The organism is Streptomyces sp. NPDC111744 (assembly GCF_055634995.1).
In genome coordinates, this window is record NZ_JBVKCG010000002.1 from 374,007 (window position 1) to 389,253 (window position 15,247).

Annotated in this window: 19 protein-coding genes; 8 read left to right on the plus strand and 11 right to left on the minus strand. The window is 71.5% G+C overall.

Annotated elements, in window-relative coordinates; all coding sequences use genetic code 11:
• Positions 1 to 6: 6 nt before the first annotated feature.
• Complete coding sequence (locus tag ACZ7OO_RS05715) at positions 7 to 909, minus strand: helix-turn-helix domain-containing protein (protein WP_471501819.1); 903 nt, start codon at positions 907 to 909, stop codon at positions 7 to 9.
• A 63-nt stretch (positions 910 to 972) separates the two neighbouring features.
• On the opposite strand from ACZ7OO_RS05715, the gene ACZ7OO_RS05720 reads away from it, so the two are divergent.
• Positions 973 to 1,755: a phytanoyl-CoA dioxygenase family protein gene (locus tag ACZ7OO_RS05720; RefSeq protein ID WP_471501821.1), complete on the plus strand. Its 783-nt coding sequence runs from the start codon at positions 973 to 975 to the stop codon at positions 1,753 to 1,755.
• 13 nt (positions 1,756 to 1,768) lie between these two features.
• Here the strand turns inward: ACZ7OO_RS05720 and ACZ7OO_RS05725 are convergent, their stop codons facing one another.
• The 3 genes from ACZ7OO_RS05725 to ACZ7OO_RS05735 form a co-directional block, all read right to left on the minus strand.
• Positions 1,769 to 2,737, minus strand: a complete 969-nt coding sequence (locus ACZ7OO_RS05725; protein ID WP_471501823.1) for an aldo/keto reductase — start codon at positions 2,735 to 2,737, stop codon at positions 1,769 to 1,771.
• A 94-nt stretch (positions 2,738 to 2,831) separates the two neighbouring features.
• On the minus strand, positions 2,832 to 3,365 hold the full coding sequence (locus ACZ7OO_RS05730; RefSeq protein ID WP_471501825.1) for a flavoprotein: 534 nt from the start codon (positions 3,363 to 3,365) through the stop codon (positions 2,832 to 2,834).
• On the minus strand, positions 3,362 to 3,844 hold the full coding sequence (locus ACZ7OO_RS05735; protein ID WP_471501827.1) for a nuclear transport factor 2 family protein: 483 nt from the start codon (positions 3,842 to 3,844) through the stop codon (positions 3,362 to 3,364). Before ACZ7OO_RS05735 ends, ACZ7OO_RS05730 begins: the two co-directional genes overlap by 4 nt.
• A gap of 95 nt (positions 3,845 to 3,939) precedes the next feature.
• On the opposite strand from ACZ7OO_RS05735, the gene ACZ7OO_RS05740 reads away from it, so the two are divergent.
• Entirely contained in the window at positions 3,940 to 4,491 is a 552-nt protein-coding gene (locus ACZ7OO_RS05740; RefSeq protein ID WP_471502346.1) for a TetR/AcrR family transcriptional regulator, read from the plus strand.
• A gap of 2 nt (positions 4,492 to 4,493) precedes the next feature.
• On the opposite strand, the gene ACZ7OO_RS05745 is transcribed toward ACZ7OO_RS05740, so the two are convergent.
• From ACZ7OO_RS05745 to ACZ7OO_RS05755, 3 genes are read right to left on the minus strand one after another with little or no spacing between them, the layout of a single operon-like run.
• Positions 4,494 to 4,709, minus strand: a complete 216-nt coding sequence (locus ACZ7OO_RS05745; protein ID WP_471501829.1) for a hypothetical protein — start codon at positions 4,707 to 4,709, stop codon at positions 4,494 to 4,496.
• Positions 4,667 to 4,867 (minus strand): ferredoxin, encoded by a 201-nt coding sequence (locus ACZ7OO_RS05750; protein WP_362579320.1) that lies wholly within the window; start codon positions 4,865 to 4,867, stop codon positions 4,667 to 4,669. The genes ACZ7OO_RS05745 and ACZ7OO_RS05750 overlap by 43 nt, the downstream gene beginning before the upstream one ends.
• A gap of 12 nt (positions 4,868 to 4,879) precedes the next feature.
• Complete coding sequence (locus ACZ7OO_RS05755; protein ID WP_471501831.1) at positions 4,880 to 6,121, minus strand: cytochrome P450; 1,242 nt, start codon at positions 6,119 to 6,121, stop codon at positions 4,880 to 4,882.
• A 292-nt stretch (positions 6,122 to 6,413) separates the two neighbouring features.
• Between ACZ7OO_RS05755 and ACZ7OO_RS05760 the strand changes: the two genes are divergently transcribed.
• Positions 6,414 to 7,046 (plus strand): LysE family transporter, encoded by a 633-nt coding sequence (locus ACZ7OO_RS05760; RefSeq protein ID WP_471501833.1) that lies wholly within the window; start codon positions 6,414 to 6,416, stop codon positions 7,044 to 7,046.
• 15 nt (positions 7,047 to 7,061) lie between these two features.
• Here ACZ7OO_RS05760 and ACZ7OO_RS05765 read toward each other — a convergent pair whose 3' ends face one another.
• Positions 7,062 to 7,481 carry a nuclear transport factor 2 family protein gene (locus ACZ7OO_RS05765; RefSeq protein ID WP_471501835.1) on the minus strand — a complete coding sequence of 140 codons (420 nt, stop codon included), beginning with the start codon at positions 7,479 to 7,481 and terminating at the stop codon, positions 7,062 to 7,064.
• A gap of 172 nt (positions 7,482 to 7,653) precedes the next feature.
• Between ACZ7OO_RS05765 and ACZ7OO_RS05770 the strand changes: the two genes are divergently transcribed.
• Complete coding sequence (locus ACZ7OO_RS05770; protein WP_471501837.1) at positions 7,654 to 8,103, plus strand: nitroreductase family deazaflavin-dependent oxidoreductase; 450 nt, start codon at positions 7,654 to 7,656, stop codon at positions 8,101 to 8,103.
• A gap of 95 nt (positions 8,104 to 8,198) precedes the next feature.
• On the opposite strand, the gene ACZ7OO_RS05775 is transcribed toward ACZ7OO_RS05770, so the two are convergent.
• A complete protein-coding gene (locus ACZ7OO_RS05775; RefSeq protein WP_471501839.1) occupies positions 8,199 to 9,188 on the minus strand; it encodes a cation diffusion facilitator family transporter in 990 nt (329 codons plus the stop codon).
• 123 nt (positions 9,189 to 9,311) lie between these two features.
• Between ACZ7OO_RS05775 and ACZ7OO_RS05780 the strand changes: the two genes are divergently transcribed.
• Together ACZ7OO_RS05780 and ACZ7OO_RS05785 are read left to right on the plus strand one after the other, a co-directional pair.
• Complete coding sequence (locus tag ACZ7OO_RS05780; RefSeq protein WP_471501841.1) at positions 9,312 to 10,325, plus strand: glutathione S-transferase family protein; 1,014 nt, start codon at positions 9,312 to 9,314, stop codon at positions 10,323 to 10,325.
• Between the two features lie 16 nt (positions 10,326 to 10,341).
• Complete coding sequence (locus tag ACZ7OO_RS05785; protein WP_352219170.1) at positions 10,342 to 10,647, plus strand: DUF4235 domain-containing protein; 306 nt, start codon at positions 10,342 to 10,344, stop codon at positions 10,645 to 10,647.
• Between the two features lie 6 nt (positions 10,648 to 10,653).
• On the opposite strand, the gene ACZ7OO_RS05790 is transcribed toward ACZ7OO_RS05785, so the two are convergent.
• A complete protein-coding gene (locus ACZ7OO_RS05790) occupies positions 10,654 to 11,046 on the minus strand; it encodes a VOC family protein (protein ID WP_471501843.1) in 393 nt (130 codons plus the stop codon).
• Positions 11,047 to 11,097: 51 nt separating this feature from the next.
• Positions 11,098 to 11,853: a TetR/AcrR family transcriptional regulator gene (locus ACZ7OO_RS05795; RefSeq protein WP_471501845.1), complete on the minus strand. Its 756-nt coding sequence runs from the start codon at positions 11,851 to 11,853 to the stop codon at positions 11,098 to 11,100.
• Positions 11,854 to 11,980: 127 nt separating this feature from the next.
• Here ACZ7OO_RS05795 and ACZ7OO_RS05800 point away from each other — a divergent pair, with 127 nt between their 5' ends.
• Together ACZ7OO_RS05800 and ACZ7OO_RS05805 are read left to right on the plus strand one after the other, a co-directional pair.
• Positions 11,981 to 13,474: an APC family permease gene (locus tag ACZ7OO_RS05800; RefSeq protein WP_471501847.1), complete on the plus strand. Its 1,494-nt coding sequence runs from the start codon at positions 11,981 to 11,983 to the stop codon at positions 13,472 to 13,474.
• Between the two features lie 12 nt (positions 13,475 to 13,486).
• Complete coding sequence (locus ACZ7OO_RS05805; RefSeq protein ID WP_471501849.1) at positions 13,487 to 15,121, plus strand: amidohydrolase; 1,635 nt, start codon at positions 13,487 to 13,489, stop codon at positions 15,119 to 15,121.
• Positions 15,122 to 15,247: the final 126 nt, after the last annotated feature.

Genomic DNA, 15,247 nt, shown 5'->3' on the forward strand with positions numbered 1-15,247 from the left:
CGGGTTTTACGGACGTTCACCGGAACGGTAGGCCCCGGGCGGGACACCGTAACTTTCGCGGAAAACCCGGTTGAAATGGAAGGGGCTGGGAAATCCGGACGCGGCGGCGACCCGCTCGACGGTCAGGTCGGTGCTCTCCAGCAGTCGGGCGGCGTGTCGCAGCCGGGCCTCGCGCAACGCGCGCATCGGGGGCACGCCGGTCTGCCGGGTGAAGAGGTGGGCGAACCGGGACGGCGACAGTGCGACACGCGCGGCGAGCGTGCCGACGGTGTGCGGGGCGCCCGGGTCGGCGGCGATCAGTTCCTCGGCGCGGCGCACGCGTCCGTCCCGGGCGTCCGGACCGGGTGGCGTCCGGTGCGCGCCGGCCGTCGCGAGCAGGACCACCTCCTCCAGCGCGCAGAGGGCGAGTTCGCGAGCGGCGCTGCCGTACGCGACGGCGACGGGCGCTTCGCCGGGTACGGCCGCGGGCGGCGCGCCGCTGCCGGTCCAGCGGGAGTCGGCCAGCAGCCGGTGGAAGGCGGCTTCGATCCGGGCGTGCGTGTCGTCCGGGGCGCCGACGGCGTACACACCGTCGCCCACGTTGCACGGGCCCAGCCACTGGGCCCAGCCGGCGCGGGCCTGGCAGTGGGTCCACCAGAAACGCCAGCGGCTCGCGCCGGGCGCCACCGTGTAGGTGTGCGGGACGCCCGGGGCGAGGACGACCAGGTCGCCGGGGCGGGCGTGGGCCTGTGCGGTGCCCTGCCGGAGCAGGCCGCGGCCGTCCGTGGTCCAGGTGAACAGCCAACTGCTCGACCCCTGCGGGCGGTTGATCCGGTAGCCGGGGCCCTGGTCGTAGCGGCCGGTGACGACCATGCCCGGCGGCGGGGCGGGGACAGCAGCCCCGGGCAATTCCTCAGCGGTCATGGGCATCCTCTCCGCGAGTGCGCCGGCCTAGCGTGACAGGCCCAGGGCACCGGACCGAGGAGCGCGGGTATGACAGTCACGGGCATCGACACCGCCATTCTGCGGCAGTTCGAGGAGGACGGGTTCACCGTCGTACGCGGGTTGTTCGGGTACGACGAGATCGACGGGTTGTGTGCGGAGTTCGCGGCGCTGCACGCGGCGGGGCGGCCCGTGCCGGGCCACTTCCGGCCGGGGCCGACGGCGGATCCTCTCCACCGGTATCCCCGTGTCATGCAGCCGCATGAAATCAGCGCGATCGCACGGGAGTTCCTGCTGGACGCGCGGCTGCGGGTGATCCTGGAGGGGCTCTTCGCGGAGGAGGTACTGGCCGCGCAGAGCATGTTCTACTTCAAGCCGCCGGGGGCCCGGGGGCAGGCGCTGCACCAGGACAACTTCTATCTGCGGGTGGAACCGGGAACGTGCGTCGCCGCGTGGGTCGCCTGCGAGGAGATCGACCGGGACAACGGCGGGTTGGAGGTGGTGCCGGGGACGCACCGGATGGAGCTGTTCTGCCCGGAGGAGTCGGATGCGGAACTGTCGTTCGCGCGGGAGTACGTGGCTCCGCCGGAGGGGCTGGTGACGGTGCCGGTCGATATGGGGCCGGGGGATGTGCTGTTCTTCAACGGGAGTCTGGTGCACGGGTCACAGCCGAACCGGTCCGGGGACCGGTTCCGGCGGTCGTTCATCGGGCACTACGTGGGGCGGTCGGCGGTGCGGATCGGGGAGTACTACCGGACATTGACGATGAACGGCGAGAGGGTTCCCCTGCTTGAGAGCGAGGGGGCCGGTCCTTGCGGGACGGAGCGGTTGTGATGCGGGGCGCGCCTCAGTGACCGGCGATCGAATGGGGGCCGTAGGGCTGCTCCAGTTCTTCGAGTTCCTTGTCGCTGAGCTTCAGGTCCACTGCCGCGACCGCGTCCTCGATGTGCTGGGGCTTGGACGCGCCGACGATCGGGGCCGTCACCGTCTTCTGGTGGAGGAGCCAGGACAGGGCCACCTGGGCTCGCGGGGCGCCCCGGTCGCCGGCGATGCGGGTGACCGCCTCGACGATCGCGCGGTCGCCCTCCTGGTAGAGGCGGTCGCCGAAGTTGTCGTTGGCGCTGCGCTCGGTGACCGTGCCCCAGTCGCGCGTGAGGCGGCCCCGGGCCAGCGGGCTCCACGGCAGCACGCCCACGCCCTGGTCGGCGCAGAGCGGCAGCATCTCGCGCTCCTCTTCGCGGTAGAGGAGGTTGTAGTGGTTCTGCATGGAGACGAACTTGGTCCAGCCGTTCCGCTCGGCCGTGTACTGGGCCTTGGAGAACTCCCAGGCGTACATCGAACTCGCCCCGATGTACCGCGCCTTGCCCGCCTTGACGACGTCGTGCAGCGCCTCCATCGTCTCCTCGATCGGCGTGTCGTGGTCGAAGCGGTGGATCTGGTAGAGATCGACGTAGTCGGTACCGAGGCGGCTGAGGCTGTGGTCGATCTCCGTGAGGATCGCCTTGCGGGACAGACCGCCGCCGTTGGGGCCGGGGCGCATCCGGCCGTGCACCTTGGTGGCGAGGACGATCTCGTCGCGCTGGGCGAAGTCGCGCAGCGCCTTGCCGACGATCTCCTCGCTGGTGCCGTCCGAGTAGACGTTGGCGGTGTCGAAGAAGTTGATGCCCGCCTCCAGCGCCTGCCGGATCAGCGGGCGGGACGCCTCCTCGTCGAGGGTCCACTCATGGGTGCCGCGGTCGGGCAGGCCGTAGGTCATGCAGCCGAGGCAGATCCGGGACACGTCCAGACCGGTGCGGCCGAGCTTCACGTACTCCATCGTTGTCTCCCACCGTCGAGATCACGTCGTACAGAGCCGAGCGTACGTCGGCCCGCCGTGCGGTCCCGCGTCACTGGGCGGTAATCGGACGCCGTCAGCCCCGCTCCAGCAGGTCCAGCGCCCGTTCCCAGGCGAACTCGGGGCGCCGGCCGTCCACTTCGGTTCCGCCGGTGTGCGGGTCGCCGAAGCGGACGCCCAGCCCGCGCAGCCGGTTCAGGCTCTCCTGGTAGGCGGGGTGAGCGGCCAGCGCGTCGGCGACACAGGGCAGGACGGCGATCGGGACACCCAGGCCGAGGGCCTCGCAGAGGGTGCCGACGGCGAGGGTGTCGGCGAGCCCGGCGGCCCATTTGTTGACGGTGTTGAAGGTGGCGGGGGCGACGACCACCGCGTCCGGCGGCGGGAAGGGGCGCGGGTCGGAGGGCCGGCGCCAGGCCGACCGGACGGGGCGGCCGGTGCGGGCCTCGGCCTCGGCGGTGTCGAAGAAGCCGTTCATGGCGACCGGTGTGGCGATGACCCCGACCTCCCAGCCCCGTTCCTGGGCCGCGGTGATCAGCTTGCCGACGCCCGAGGCGATGCCGGCCGCGCAGACGACGAGGTAGAGGAAGGACTTCGAGGTCGCATCGGTCATCCCGGAACCCTATGCGGGTGCTGGCGGAGCGGGAACGACAGGCCCCGCTCGGACTCCGGACGCGGACCGTGGAGACGGCGTTCGTGCTCCTCGATCCGGACGTCGTTGATGCTGGCCTCGCGCCGGGTCATCAGCCCGTGCTCGTCGAACTCCCAGAGTTCGTTGCCGTACGACCGCCACCACTGGCCGGCCGCGTCGTGGCACTCGTACTGGAAGCGGACCGCGATGCGGTTGCCGTCGAAGGCCCACAGGTCCTTGCGCAGCGCGTACTCCAGTTCGCGCTCCCACTTGGCGGTGAGGAACTCGACGATCTCGGCGCGGCCGGTGACGAAGGCGTCGCGGTTGCGCCAGACCGAGTCCTCGGAGTAGGCGAGCGCCACGCGCTGCGGGTCGCGGGTGTTCCAGGCGTCCTCGGCGGCCTGGACCTTCTGGGCGGCGGTCTCACGGGTGAAGGGCGGCAGGGGCGGACGGTCGGGCATGATCTCCTCCTCAAGTGGAGAACGCACGTTCTCACGGTCGCTGCTAACGTATGAGAACGTACGTTCTCTCGTCAAGGAGCGATCCGGGAATGGTGATGGACAGCGCGGTCGCGCGGGAGCAGGCTCTGGAGGCCGCCGAGCGGCTGTTCTACGGGCGCGGGGTGCAGTCCGTCGGCATGGACGACATACGCGCCTCCTCCGGGGTCTCCCTCAAGCGGCTCTACCAGCTCTTCCCCGCCAAGGAACAGCTCGTGGTGGCCTATCTGGAGCGCCGGGACGTGCGCTGGCGGCAGCGGCTCGCCGAGCATGTCGAGCGGCAGACGGATCCCCGGGAGCGGCTGCTCGCCGTCTTCGACTGGCTGGCGGGGTGGTTCGGCGAGGAGGACTTCCGGGGGTGCGCGTGGATCAACGCGTACGGCGAACTGGGGGCCACCTCCGAGCGGGTGGTGGCCCAGGTGCGGGGCCACAAGCGGGCGTTCCGGGACTACCTGGCGGGCCTGGTGGCGGGCGCCGGGCTGGACGCCGCGCTCACCGGGCCGCTGTTCCTGCTGGCCGAGGGGGCGATGGTGACCGCGGGCATCACCGGGAGCACGGAGCCCGCGGCCGAGGCGCGCGAGGCGGCCCGGGCGCTGCTGCGCGACCCGTGAGGTCAGGCCGCAGCGAGCGCCGACAGCGCGGCCCGGGCCGCCGCGCGGGAGTCGGCGGCCGCCGCTTCCCGGCCGGCCAGGTGGGGCAGCAGGATGACGGCGTACGAGGTGATCGCCGACCCGGCGCGGCTGCGCGGGCTGGAGCCGGCGGTGCTGGAGGCACCGCCGGCTGTTGCTAGCCCGTCGGTTCCTTGACGGTGATGGCGTGCACCGGGCACGCCCGGGCCGCCTCTCGGACCAGCGGGTCGCCGCCGCCGTCCTCCTTGCCGGGGAGCAGTGTGCTGAAGCCGTCGTCGTCCTGGGTGAAGACGTTCGGGGCCGTCATGGCGCACTGGCCGGCTCCGATGCATACGTCCGTGTCGATCTCGATGTGCATGGCAGGAGCCTCTTACCAGGTCACGGGGAGTTCCAGCATCCCCTGGATCGTGTCGCCGGGTTTGAAGGGAATCTTCTCCGGTGGCGCGGCCAACCGCAGGTCCGGCAGCCGCTCCCACAGGGTGCCGAGGGCGATCTCCAGCTCGGTGCGGGCTAGGTTCTGGCCCAGGCACTGGTGGATGCCGAAGCCGAAGGCCACATGGTGGCGGGCCGGGCGGTGCCAGTCGATGGTGTCGGGGTCGGCGTACACGGACTCGTCGCGGTTGATGACCGAGGTCGCGAAGAGCACGCCGTCGCCCTTGCGGATGGTGGTGCCGGCCACCTCGATGTCCTCCAGGGCGACGCGCAGCAGCCCGTCGGCGATGGAGAGCATCCGCATCAGTTCCTCGACGGCGGCGGGCAGCAGCGCGGGGTCGGTGCGCAGTTCGGCGAGCCGCTCGGGCTGCTGCAGCAGGGTGAAGGTACCGAGCGAGATCATGTTGGCCGTGGTCTCGTGCCCGGCGACCAGCAGGATGAGGGCGAGTGCGACGACCTCGGCGCGGTCCAGGGCACCCTCACGCAGCCGCTCGTGGACGAGGTCGTCGAGGACACCTTCGCCGGGCGCCTCGTCCCGGCTCTTACGGTCGACCAGGTCGCCCAGGTAGGCCTCCAGCCTGTCGCGCGCGTCCAGGGAGTCCGCGGGCGCCGGGCCGCGCAGCAGCCGCCGGGACTGCGCCTCGAAGAACTCGTGGTCGGCGTACGGCACACCGAGCAGGTCACAGATGACCATGGACGGCACCGGCAGGGCGAAGGCGCTCACCAGGTCGGCCGGCGGCCCCTGGGCGATCATCCGGTCGAGCAGTTCGTCGACGATCCGTTGGATGGCCGGCCGCATCCCGGTCGCCCGTTTGAGGGTGAAGTCCGGGATCAGCATCCGGCGCTGGGTCTGGTGCTCGGGATCGTCGAGTCCGAGCAGGGCGACCTGGCGGCGCTCCCGGGCCGCCGCGAACCGGGCGTTCGGCATCGGGAAGTCGTCCCGTCGGCGGTCGCTGGAGAGCCGGGGGTCGGAGAGCAGCGCCCGGGCCGTGCCGTGGCCGGTGACCGCCCAGGCGGTGCGGCCGTCGTAGAGAGTGACACGGGACAGCGGGGTTCCGTCGCGCAGTGGGTCGTAGCCGGTGGGCGGGTGGTAGGGGCACGTGCGGTCCTGCGGCCAGGCCACAGGGTCGGCCGGGCGGTCAGGAATCGTGGATTCCGTCAGGTCCGTCAGTTCGTTCATGGAAGACCTCGCAGACGAATGTCGTACGTCGTGCCGATCTTCATTAGATGCCCGGGGCATCTATGGGACGACCGCAAGTTCAGCCAGATCGGCGAAACGGGTGATCTGGCCGAACCGCACGCGGTCGGCGACGCTTCCGCGCCGAAATTCGCTTGCCGGGGCGGCGAGGCGGACCACAGGATCTGCGCATGAACACTCCTGACGCCGTGGTGCCGCTGACCTTCACGACCATCGGTCGGGGGCGGGTCCAGCAGCAGCCGAGGCGTTCCTGGAGGCCCGAGCCCGCACGCCCGTGACGGCCGCGCTCGTCGCCGGCCTGCTTGCCGGGTACGGGATCGCCGTCCCGGTCGGTGCGGTCGGCACATACCTAGTGTCCCTCACGGCTCGCACGTCACTGCGGACCGGCGCCTGCGCCGCGCTCGGCGTCGCGAGCGCCGACGGCCTCTACGCCCTGCTCGCCGCGGTCGGCGGCGCCGCGCTGGCGACGGCGCTGCTGCCGGTCCTCGGGCCGCTCCGCCGGGCCTCCGCCCTGGTCCTGGTGGGACTGGCGGTTCGCGGTGCGGCGGTGGCTCTGCGCCAGTACCGGGAGCGGCGACTTCCGGCCCGGCCCGAGCGGCCGGTACCCGGTCCCGGACGGGCGTATCTCGGCCTCCTCGGGATCACGCTGCTCAACCCCACGACGGTGATCTACTTCGCGGCTCTGGTGGTCGGCACGCGTTCCGCCGAGGCGGTACGACCGTTGCAGCAGGGCGTCTTCGTCCTCGCCGCCTTCGCCGCCTCCGCGAGCTGGCAGCTGTTGCTGGCGGGCGGTGGCGCGCTGCTCGGCCGGGGCCTCACCGGCCACCGGGGACGCCTGGTCACGGCGCTGCTGTCGAGTTGCGTGATGCTGGGGCTCGCGGCCCGGATGGCCCTGTCGCCGGGCTGAGGATCCCGCACGCGGTCAGGGCGCGAAGGCACGGGCCACGGCGAGGCTGTCCTCGTGGACGTGGTGCCGTACGACCAGTCCGTCCCGGACGGTGAGATGCAGGGCGAACCTGGCGTGATACGAGCGCCCGGTGGGCTTGGCGGTCTGCCGGATCCCGCCCAGCACGACCGCGTCCTCGCCGTCGACCAGCACCCGCTCGATCCGGGTGTCCGCCCGCCCGGGGACATGGTGCGCCGCGAGGTCGCGGTAGTGCGCGGCGGCCCCGGCGCGGCCGCTGCGGTGGGTGATCCACGGAGTGGCCGGGCGGTCGTGCTGGTCCTGCGGCCAGTTCAGCCGCCAGTCGGCGTCCTGGGCGTACAGCTCGGCGACCCGCTCGGCGTCACCGTCGCCGATCCGGCGGAGGAGTTCCTCGACGACGGCATGCGTGGGGGACATGGGACCTGCCTCGGGTGTCGGCCGGACGGGGTGTGTCCACGACTGTGCCCGCGACGTGCGGGAAGTGCGATTACCCGTGAGGTAAGGAGGGCCTGGTGTCGTGCGGATGATCCGGGGCACTCCCGGTGTTGAATCATGGCGTCAGATGTGGAAGCGACGAGGGGAGGACCTCATGCCTCTTGAGGGCGAGTACGAGCCCAGCCCGACAGCCTGGGTGCGTGAGCAGGTCGAGCTGTACGAGAGCTCCGGCGGGACGAAGGGCACGACCCTGATGGACACCGGGATGCCCGTCATCCTGATGACCACCCGGGGGGCCAAGAGCGGGAAGATCCGCAAGACGCCGCTGATGCGGGTGGAGCACGACGGGAAGTACGCCGTGGTCGCCTCACAGGGCGGTGCGCCCAAGCATCCGGTCTGGTACTTCAACATCAAGTCGGATCCGCATGTCGAGCTCCAGGACGGGCCGGTCAAGCAGGACATGACCGCCCGTGAGGTCACCGGCGCGGAGAAGGCCGAGTGGTGGGAGCGGGCGGTCGCCGCGTACCCGCCGTACGCCGAGTACCAGGAGAAGACCGACCGGGAGATCCCGGTGTTCGTGCTGGAGCCCCAGCAGGCGAACTGACGGTTCCGGGAATCCTTTCCGGCCGGGGAACGTCGGAATTTAGAAAAATCTGTTTCCCGCAGGCATGAACCGGCTTCGGGCCGGGCAGCCGAAAGTCAGGCCCCGCCGCGTTCCCCCGTCGCGGCGGGGCTTTCTCGTGCCTCCTGCGCGGAGCCGTCGGTCACGTCCAGGAAGATCTGGCCGGTCTCGCCCAACTCCCGTTCCAGGGAACGCTTGATGCGCACCAGGACCTCCTCGACCTCTTCGCTGTCCAGGCCGGGCGCCAGGTCGACCCGGGCCGCGACCAGGGCCGAGTCGAGGCCAAGCTTCATCGTGAACAGCGCTTCCACGCTGTCGATCTCCGGCTCCTTCGCCAGCCGCTCCCGGATGGTGCGGCTCAGCTCCGGGTCCGCGGCCTCCCCGATCAGCTGGGCGCGGGCGTCCGCGCCCAGCCGGTAGGCCACGAACACCAGCAGGACGCCGATCGCCAGTGAGGCGGAGGCCTCCCAGGCGACCTGGCCGGTGACCATGTGCAGCACCATGCCGACCATCGCGAGCAGCACACCGAGCACCGCGGTGCCGTCCTCGGCGACGACCGTCCGCAACGCCGGATCCCGCAGCCCCCGGTCCTCACGGCGGGCCTGGTGCAGCGCCCGGATCAACGAGGCGCCCTCGGCGAGCAGGGCGACACCCAGCACGATCAGGCCCGCCACATAGCCGCTGAGCTTCTCCTCCGCGCCGTTGCGCAGCGCCTCGACGCCCTGGAAGAAGGAGAAGCAGCCGCCCATGACGAAGATCCCGACGGCCGCGAGCAGCGACCAGAAGAAGCGCTCCTTGCCGTAGCCGAAGGGGTGCCGGTCATCGGGCGGACGGCGGCTGCTGCGCAGGGCGGCCAGCAGGAACACCTCGTTGAGGCTGTCGGCCACGGAGTGCGCGGCCTCGGCCAGCAGGGCCGGCGAGCCGGCTACGACACCGCCGACGGCCTTGGCCACGGCGATCACCAGATTGGCGGCGAGTGCCACGAACACGGTCAGACGTGTCCTGCGGTCGGCGTTCGCCGGGCTCGAATGTTCTTGCGGCTGATCTTTCGATGAAGTCCCACTCACGACGGCCGACTGCCCCGGGCCGAGCTGATCACACCGTACGGGATGCGCGAATCGGGGAACATCGGGGAACACGGCCCATCGGGCGCGTATCGGCCCGCGCCCGCACCTCGGCAAGGAGGCACCATGAGTGGCGACGGCAACACCTCGTACGGGCACAGGAAGTTCTCCCGCTCCCCCAGTCACTTCGCGGACCGGATCACGGCGGACGGGCGGGACGGCTGGCCCGTGGCGGCAGGCCGTTACCGGCTTGTGGTCAGCCGTGCCTGTCCGTGGGCGAGCCGGGCACTGGTCTCACGGCGGCTGCTCGGCCTGGAGGGCGTCCTGTCGCTGGCCGTCGCCGACCCGATCCAGGACGACCGCAGTTGGCGTTTCACCCTCGACCCCGACGACCGTGACCCGGTGCTCGGCATCCGGTTCCTCAGCGAGGCCTACGACCGGCGGGAGACCGGCTACCCGGGCGGGGTGAGCGTGCCCGCGATCGTGGACGTGCCGAGCGGGCGGCTGGTCACCAACGACTACCAGCAACTGACCCTGGACCTGGCCGCCGAGTGGACGGCACTGCACCGTGACGGGGCGCCGGACCTGTATCCGGTCCAGCACCGGGACGAGATCGACACGGTGATGGCGGAGGTCTACGAGGACGTCAACAACGGTGTCTACCGGGCCGGGTTCGCGCACGAGCAGAAGGTGTACGAGGAGGCGTGCGCGGCGGTGTTCCGGCGGCTCGGTCTGCTCGCCGAGCGGCTGGCGGGGCAGCGCTATCTGGTCGGGGACACGATCACGGAGGCCGACATCCGGCTGTTCACCACGCTGGTGCGGTTCGACGCCGTCTACCACGGCCACTTCAAGTGCAACCGCTGGAAGCTGACGGAGAACCCGGTGCTGTGGGCGTACACCAGGGACCTCTACCAGACGCCGGGATTCGGTGACACCGTCGACTTCGACCACATCAAGCGGCACTACTACCAGGTTCACACCGGGATCAACCCCACCCGTATCGTTCCCCTCGGCCCGGATCTCTCCGGGTGGCTGACGCCCCATCACCGGGAGCAGCTGGGCGGCCGGCCCTTCGGGGACGGGACCCCGCCCGGCCCGGTGCCGGCGGGCGAGGAGGTTCCGGTCGCGGGGCGGCCCTGAGAACGAGGAGGCAGACATGGCCAAGCGCAGGAAGAAGCAGAAGCTCCCTCTCGTCTACGCGCCGCTCGGCTTCGTGCTGAGCTGGGCCGGCGGCGCGCTGGGCGCACTGGTCTTCCGTCGGACCTGGATGGCGCTGCGCGGCGAGGAGGACGCGCCGGACGCCCTGGACCGGGACCGCGGCTGGGGCGAGGTGCTGCTGGCCGCGGCCCTCCAGGGCGCCGTCTTCGCGGTGGTACGCAGTGCCGTGGACCGCACCGGCGCCACCGCCGTCGAGCGCTCCACCGGGACGTGGCCGACGACCCGCAAGGGGGGCCGGGACTGAGGAGGGTCAGCCCTGCTTGGGTGCCAGGGGCGGCACCAGGCGCAGGGTGAAGGAGTGTCCGGCCGGGTCCGAGTACCCACGTTCCTCGTAGGGCCCGGCCGGGTCCCGTGCCTCGATCGGCCGCCCGCCGAGCCCGACCACCCGGCGCTCCGTCGCGTCCAGGTCCTCGACGAGGAAGACGAGATGGACCTGGAGGGAGTTCTCGGGGCGCGGCCAGCTGGGCGGGGTGGCGTTGACGTCCCGCCGGAAGGCGATCCGGACGCCGTCGGCGGTGCGGATCTCGACGAGGTTGGCGGATGCCTCCCTCTCCTCGCCGTCCAGCAACTGCCGGTAGAAATGGGCGAGTTTCTCGGGCTCGTTGCAGTCGAGCACCACGACGGCCGCGGTCACCAGTGCCATGCTTCCTCCCTGGGAAGGTTCTCCCGGTGCATCTGTCCCCCCGGACCGGATTCAGTCGGCCGCAGGCCACTTCCCGTCGGGGTCATGGTCGTTGGCCTCGGCGGTACGGATCTGCGCGAGCCGGTCCTCGGCCGCCGTCAGCAGCAGGTCCAGGGCGGCCGGGTAGGAACTGCCCCGCATCGAGGCCACGAGGTGGCGGGCGGTGGCCGCGATGTTCGGGTGGGTGGTGGCGGGCAGCCGGGCGTAGGTCGCCTGCCACACGTCCGCCTCGGCCTCGCGGGCGGGCTTGGGCAGGGCGGTGTTGGCGGAGTCGAGGGCGCTGTACGCGAGGGCCTGGTCGACGAAGGCGTGATAGACGCGGACCGCCTCCGCGTCCGGGAAGCCAGCGCTCCGCAGCACTCCGAGGATGGTCTCGACAGCCTGGATCTCGTACGTCCGTCCGGTCACCCGGTGGGCGCTGAGGACCGCCGCCCGCGGATGGGCGAGGGCGCCGGCGTGCATGCGCAGGCCCAGGTCGCGCAGGTCGGCGCGCCAGTCGCCGGTGGGCCGCCAGACGCGCAGGGTACGGCCGATCAGCTCGTCGGCGACGGCCAGCATCAGCTCGTCGGTGTGCCGGAAGTAGCGGTAGAGGGAGCTTGGGTCGGCACCCAGGGCGCGGCCGAGGCGGCGCACGGACAGGGCCTCTGCGCCGTGCTCCTCGATCAGCCGCAGGGCGGTCTCGACGATCAGCCCCTCGGAGAGGACCACACCGTGTTTGGTGGGGCGCCTGCGCCGCCGGTCGGCGGCGGGGACGACTCGTTCGCTCATGGTGGCCTCCCTTCCTGCTGCCGCACCTTATGACAACACCGTTGACCTGTGAAGTGCACCGGCAGTTTCATGTGCGGTCACCGGGGCCGACCAGGTCCGGCCCCCAGGTGTGAGCGGAGTGCTGGCCATGACCGACAAGCCCTACACAGTCGACCCCCCTGAGTTGCGCAGATCCCTCGGTGTCCTCGACACCGTCGCGGTCGCCGCGTCCAGTACGGCCGCCACCACCAGCATCGGCATCGGGCTGGGGGTGACGGCCGGGGTGGTCGGGCTGCATCTGCCGGCCATCATGCTGCTTGCGTTCCTGCCGATCCTGGGCATCGCGGGCGCCTACTCCCGGCTGAACCGGGTGGAGCCGAACGCGGGCAACGGCTATGTGTGGGTGGGCCGTTCGCTCAATCCATGGCTCGGCTTCATGGTCGGCTGGGTGAACATCGTGGCGACGGTCGCCTTTCTCGCGTACACCACGGCGGTCACCGGGTCGGCGATGCTCCAGCTGGCGGGCGAGGCCGGACTGCACCGCGTCGGTGGGCTCGCCCTCGACCCCGGATCGACGGCGCAGACCACGGCCGTCGGCATCGTCGTCCTGGTCGCGGTCACCCTCACCGCGGTGACCGGCATCCGCACAGCCGCCCGGCTCCAGACCGGGCTGCTGGTCTTCGAGTACGTGGTACTGCTCGGGTTCTGCGGCTACGGCATCGTCACCGGCTCGCACCCCTTCAGTCTCAGCTGGTTCGACCCGTTCGCGATCCCGTCGGCGACGGCGCTGGCGCAGGGTCTGCTGCTGTCGGTGTTCTGCTACTGGGGTTTCGAGGCCGCGTTCAGCGTCAACGAGGAGGTCCGCGACCCCCGGGACGCCTCCCGGGCCGGGCTGATCACCCTGGTGACCATGCTGGGGCTGTTCCTGCTGGGCTCGGTGGCCTTCCAGCGAGTGCTGTCGGAGCCGGAGCTGGCCGGGCACGGGGCCGAGGGGCTGGCGTTCTTCGGCGACCGGCTCGCCTCCCAGCCGTGGGCCGCGCTGCCGCTGGTGGCGCTGATGTTCTCGGCGACGGCCTCGCTCCAGGCCGGGGTGATCCCGACCGCGCGCGGCATGTTCGCGATGAGCCGGGACCGTACCCTCGGGCCGGTGTGGGCCGGGGTCAGTCCCAGGTACGGCACTCCGGCGGCCGGGACGCTGCTGATCGGGGCGCTGGCCACGGCGGTCGCCGCGCTCGCCCTGGTGATCCCGCGGCTGGCCGACATGATCATGGCGACGGTGAACGCGGTCGGCATCGTCGTCGCCCTGTCGTACGCGCTCACCGCGCTGGCCGCCGCCGTGCGCTTCCGGGCGCTGCTGCGCAAGGACTGGCGACAGGGCGTCCGTGCGGTGGTGCTCCCGGCGCTGAGCGCCCTCACGCTGCTGGGCCTGGGCGGTTACCTCGGCTGGTGTTTCTACACCTCGGCCGACCACTTCGAGGTCAGCGCGGACAACGGCTGGTTCCTGCTGACCACCCCGCTGGTGATGATCGCGTCCGGTTTCGTCGCGGCCGGATGGGCGAAGTACGTACGCCGCTCGCCGTACTTCCGCACCGGTGAGGGCACGGACGCCGATGCACCCCAGCTGCTCACGACCCCCAACTAAGGAACAGGAAAGATGCGCGCTGATCTGCTCTTCACCGGTGGCCCCGTCCTCACCCCCGAGGGCCCGACGGCTTCTGCCGTCGCGGTCACCGGTGAGCGCATCACCGCCGTCGGGACCGCCGAGGAGCTGCGGGAGTTCGCCGGGCCGCGCACCGAGGTGGTCGATCTGGCCGGACGGCTGCTGCTGCCCGGTTTCCAGGACGCGCACGTCCATCCGGTGCCGGCCGGCCTCGAGTTGAGCCAGTGCGACCTGACCGGTCTGCGGACCGCCGCGGAGACCGTGGCCGCCGTACGCGCCTATGCCGAGGCACATCCGGAGCGGGCGTGGATCCTGGGCGGCGGCTGGTCCATGGAGGCCTTCGAGGGCGGTACGCCGACACGGGAGCTGCTGGACTCCGTCGTACCGGACCGGCCGGTGTATCTGCCGAACCGGGACCATCACGGGGCCTGGGTCAACAGCCGGGCCCTGGAGCTGGCCGGGATCGACCGCGACACGCCCGACCCGGCCGACGGGCGGATCGAGCGGGACGCGTCCGGCGTGCCGAGCGGCACACTCCAGGAAGGGGCGATGCAGCTGGTCGGCCGGCTCGCGCCGCCCGCGACCCCGGCGGACCGGGTCGCTGCCCTGCTGCACGCCCAGCGGTATCTGCACGCACTGGGCATCACGGCCTGGCAGGACGCGCTGGTCGGGGACTTCCTCGGCATGGACGACCCGGCGCAGGCGTATCTGACGGCGGCCCGGGACGGTTCGCTGACCGCGCGGGTGGTCGGCGCGCTGTGGTGGGACCGGGAGCGCGGCGCCGAACAGATCCCGGAACTCGTCGAGAAGCGGACCGCGTTGAGCCATGGCCGGTTCCGGGCGGGCACGGTGAAGCTGATGCTGGACGGGGTGGCCGAGAACGGCACGGCCGCGCTGCTCGACCCGTACCTGGACAAGTGCGGCTGCGCCACGGCCAATCGGGGCAAGAGCTTTATCGACCCGGCGCAACTCCCCAAGTACGTCACCGAGTTGGACGCGCTCGGCTTCCAGTGCCACTTCCACGCGCTGGGCGACCGGGCCGTACGGGACGCGCTGGACGCCGTCGAGGCCGCGCGGGCCGCGAACGGCCCCAGCGACACGCGGCCCCACCTGGCGCATCTCCAGGTCGTGCACCCCGCCGACGTACCGCGTTTCGCCCGGCTCGGCGCGACCGCGAACATCCAGGCGCTGTGGGCCGCGCACGAGCCGCAGATGGACGAGCTGACGATCCCCTTCCTGGGGTCCGAACGGGCCGGTTGGCAGTACCCGTTCGGGTCACTGCTGCGCTCCGGGGCGCGGCTCGCGGCCGGCAGCGACTGGCCGGTGAGCAGTCCCGACCCGGTCCAGGGCATCCATGTCGCGGTGAACCGGGTCGAACCGGGCGGCGACGCGCCGGTGTTCCTGCCCAAGGAGCGGCTCGGGCTCAGGGACGCGATCACGGCGTACACGGCCGGATCGGCGTATGTGAACCACCTCGACGACACGGGCCGGGTGGCGGCCGGGGCGTTCGCGGACCTGGTGGTCCTGGACCGCGATCCGTTCGCCGGGCCTCCGCAGGCCATCGCGGACACCCGGGTCGCGCAGACATACGTGGCGGGCGCGCGAGTGTACTCAGCTCAGGAGGCGTGAGCAGTAACACACGTCACGGCGAGGTCACGCGTAGATCATTTACGCTCTGGGCAGCCTCGTAGCGCTTCACGGCTCAACTTTCGAGCCACGAAGGCCAGTTCGAGTGCACGGGTGGCCGACAGGCCA

Bases quoted from the DNA above. Each gene is read 5' to 3' on its own strand.
- ACZ7OO_RS05715 (WP_471501819.1), bottom strand. From the start codon at position 909: ATGCCCATGACCGCTGAGGAATTGCCCGGGGCTGCTGTCCCCGCCCCG.
- ACZ7OO_RS05720 (WP_471501821.1), top strand. From the start codon at position 973: ATGACAGTCACGGGCATCGACACCGCCATTCTGCGGCAGTTCGAGGAG.
- ACZ7OO_RS05725 (WP_471501823.1), bottom strand. From the start codon at position 2,737: ATGGAGTACGTGAAGCTCGGCCGCACCGGTCTGGACGTGTCCCGGATC.
- ACZ7OO_RS05730 (WP_471501825.1), bottom strand. From the start codon at position 3,365: ATGACCGATGCGACCTCGAAGTCCTTCCTCTACCTCGTCGTCTGCGCG.
- ACZ7OO_RS05735 (WP_471501827.1), bottom strand. From the start codon at position 3,844: ATGCCCGACCGTCCGCCCCTGCCGCCCTTCACCCGTGAGACCGCCGCC.
- ACZ7OO_RS05740 (WP_471502346.1), top strand. From the start codon at position 3,940: ATGGACAGCGCGGTCGCGCGGGAGCAGGCTCTGGAGGCCGCCGAGCGG.
- ACZ7OO_RS05750 (WP_362579320.1), bottom strand. From the start codon at position 4,867: ATGCACATCGAGATCGACACGGACGTATGCATCGGAGCCGGCCAGTGC.
- ACZ7OO_RS05755 (WP_471501831.1), bottom strand. From the start codon at position 6,121: ATGAACGAACTGACGGACCTGACGGAATCCACGATTCCTGACCGCCCG.
- ACZ7OO_RS05765 (WP_471501835.1), bottom strand. From the start codon at position 7,481: ATGTCCCCCACGCATGCCGTCGTCGAGGAACTCCTCCGCCGGATCGGC.
- ACZ7OO_RS05770 (WP_471501837.1), top strand. From the start codon at position 7,654: ATGCCTCTTGAGGGCGAGTACGAGCCCAGCCCGACAGCCTGGGTGCGT.
- ACZ7OO_RS05780 (WP_471501841.1), top strand. From the start codon at position 9,312: ATGAGTGGCGACGGCAACACCTCGTACGGGCACAGGAAGTTCTCCCGC.
- ACZ7OO_RS05785 (WP_352219170.1), top strand. From the start codon at position 10,342: ATGGCCAAGCGCAGGAAGAAGCAGAAGCTCCCTCTCGTCTACGCGCCG.
- ACZ7OO_RS05790 (WP_471501843.1), bottom strand. From the start codon at position 11,046: ATGGCACTGGTGACCGCGGCCGTCGTGGTGCTCGACTGCAACGAGCCC.
- ACZ7OO_RS05795 (WP_471501845.1), bottom strand. From the start codon at position 11,853: ATGAGCGAACGAGTCGTCCCCGCCGCCGACCGGCGGCGCAGGCGCCCC.
- ACZ7OO_RS05800 (WP_471501847.1), top strand. From the start codon at position 11,981: ATGACCGACAAGCCCTACACAGTCGACCCCCCTGAGTTGCGCAGATCC.
- ACZ7OO_RS05805 (WP_471501849.1), top strand. From the start codon at position 13,487: ATGCGCGCTGATCTGCTCTTCACCGGTGGCCCCGTCCTCACCCCCGAG.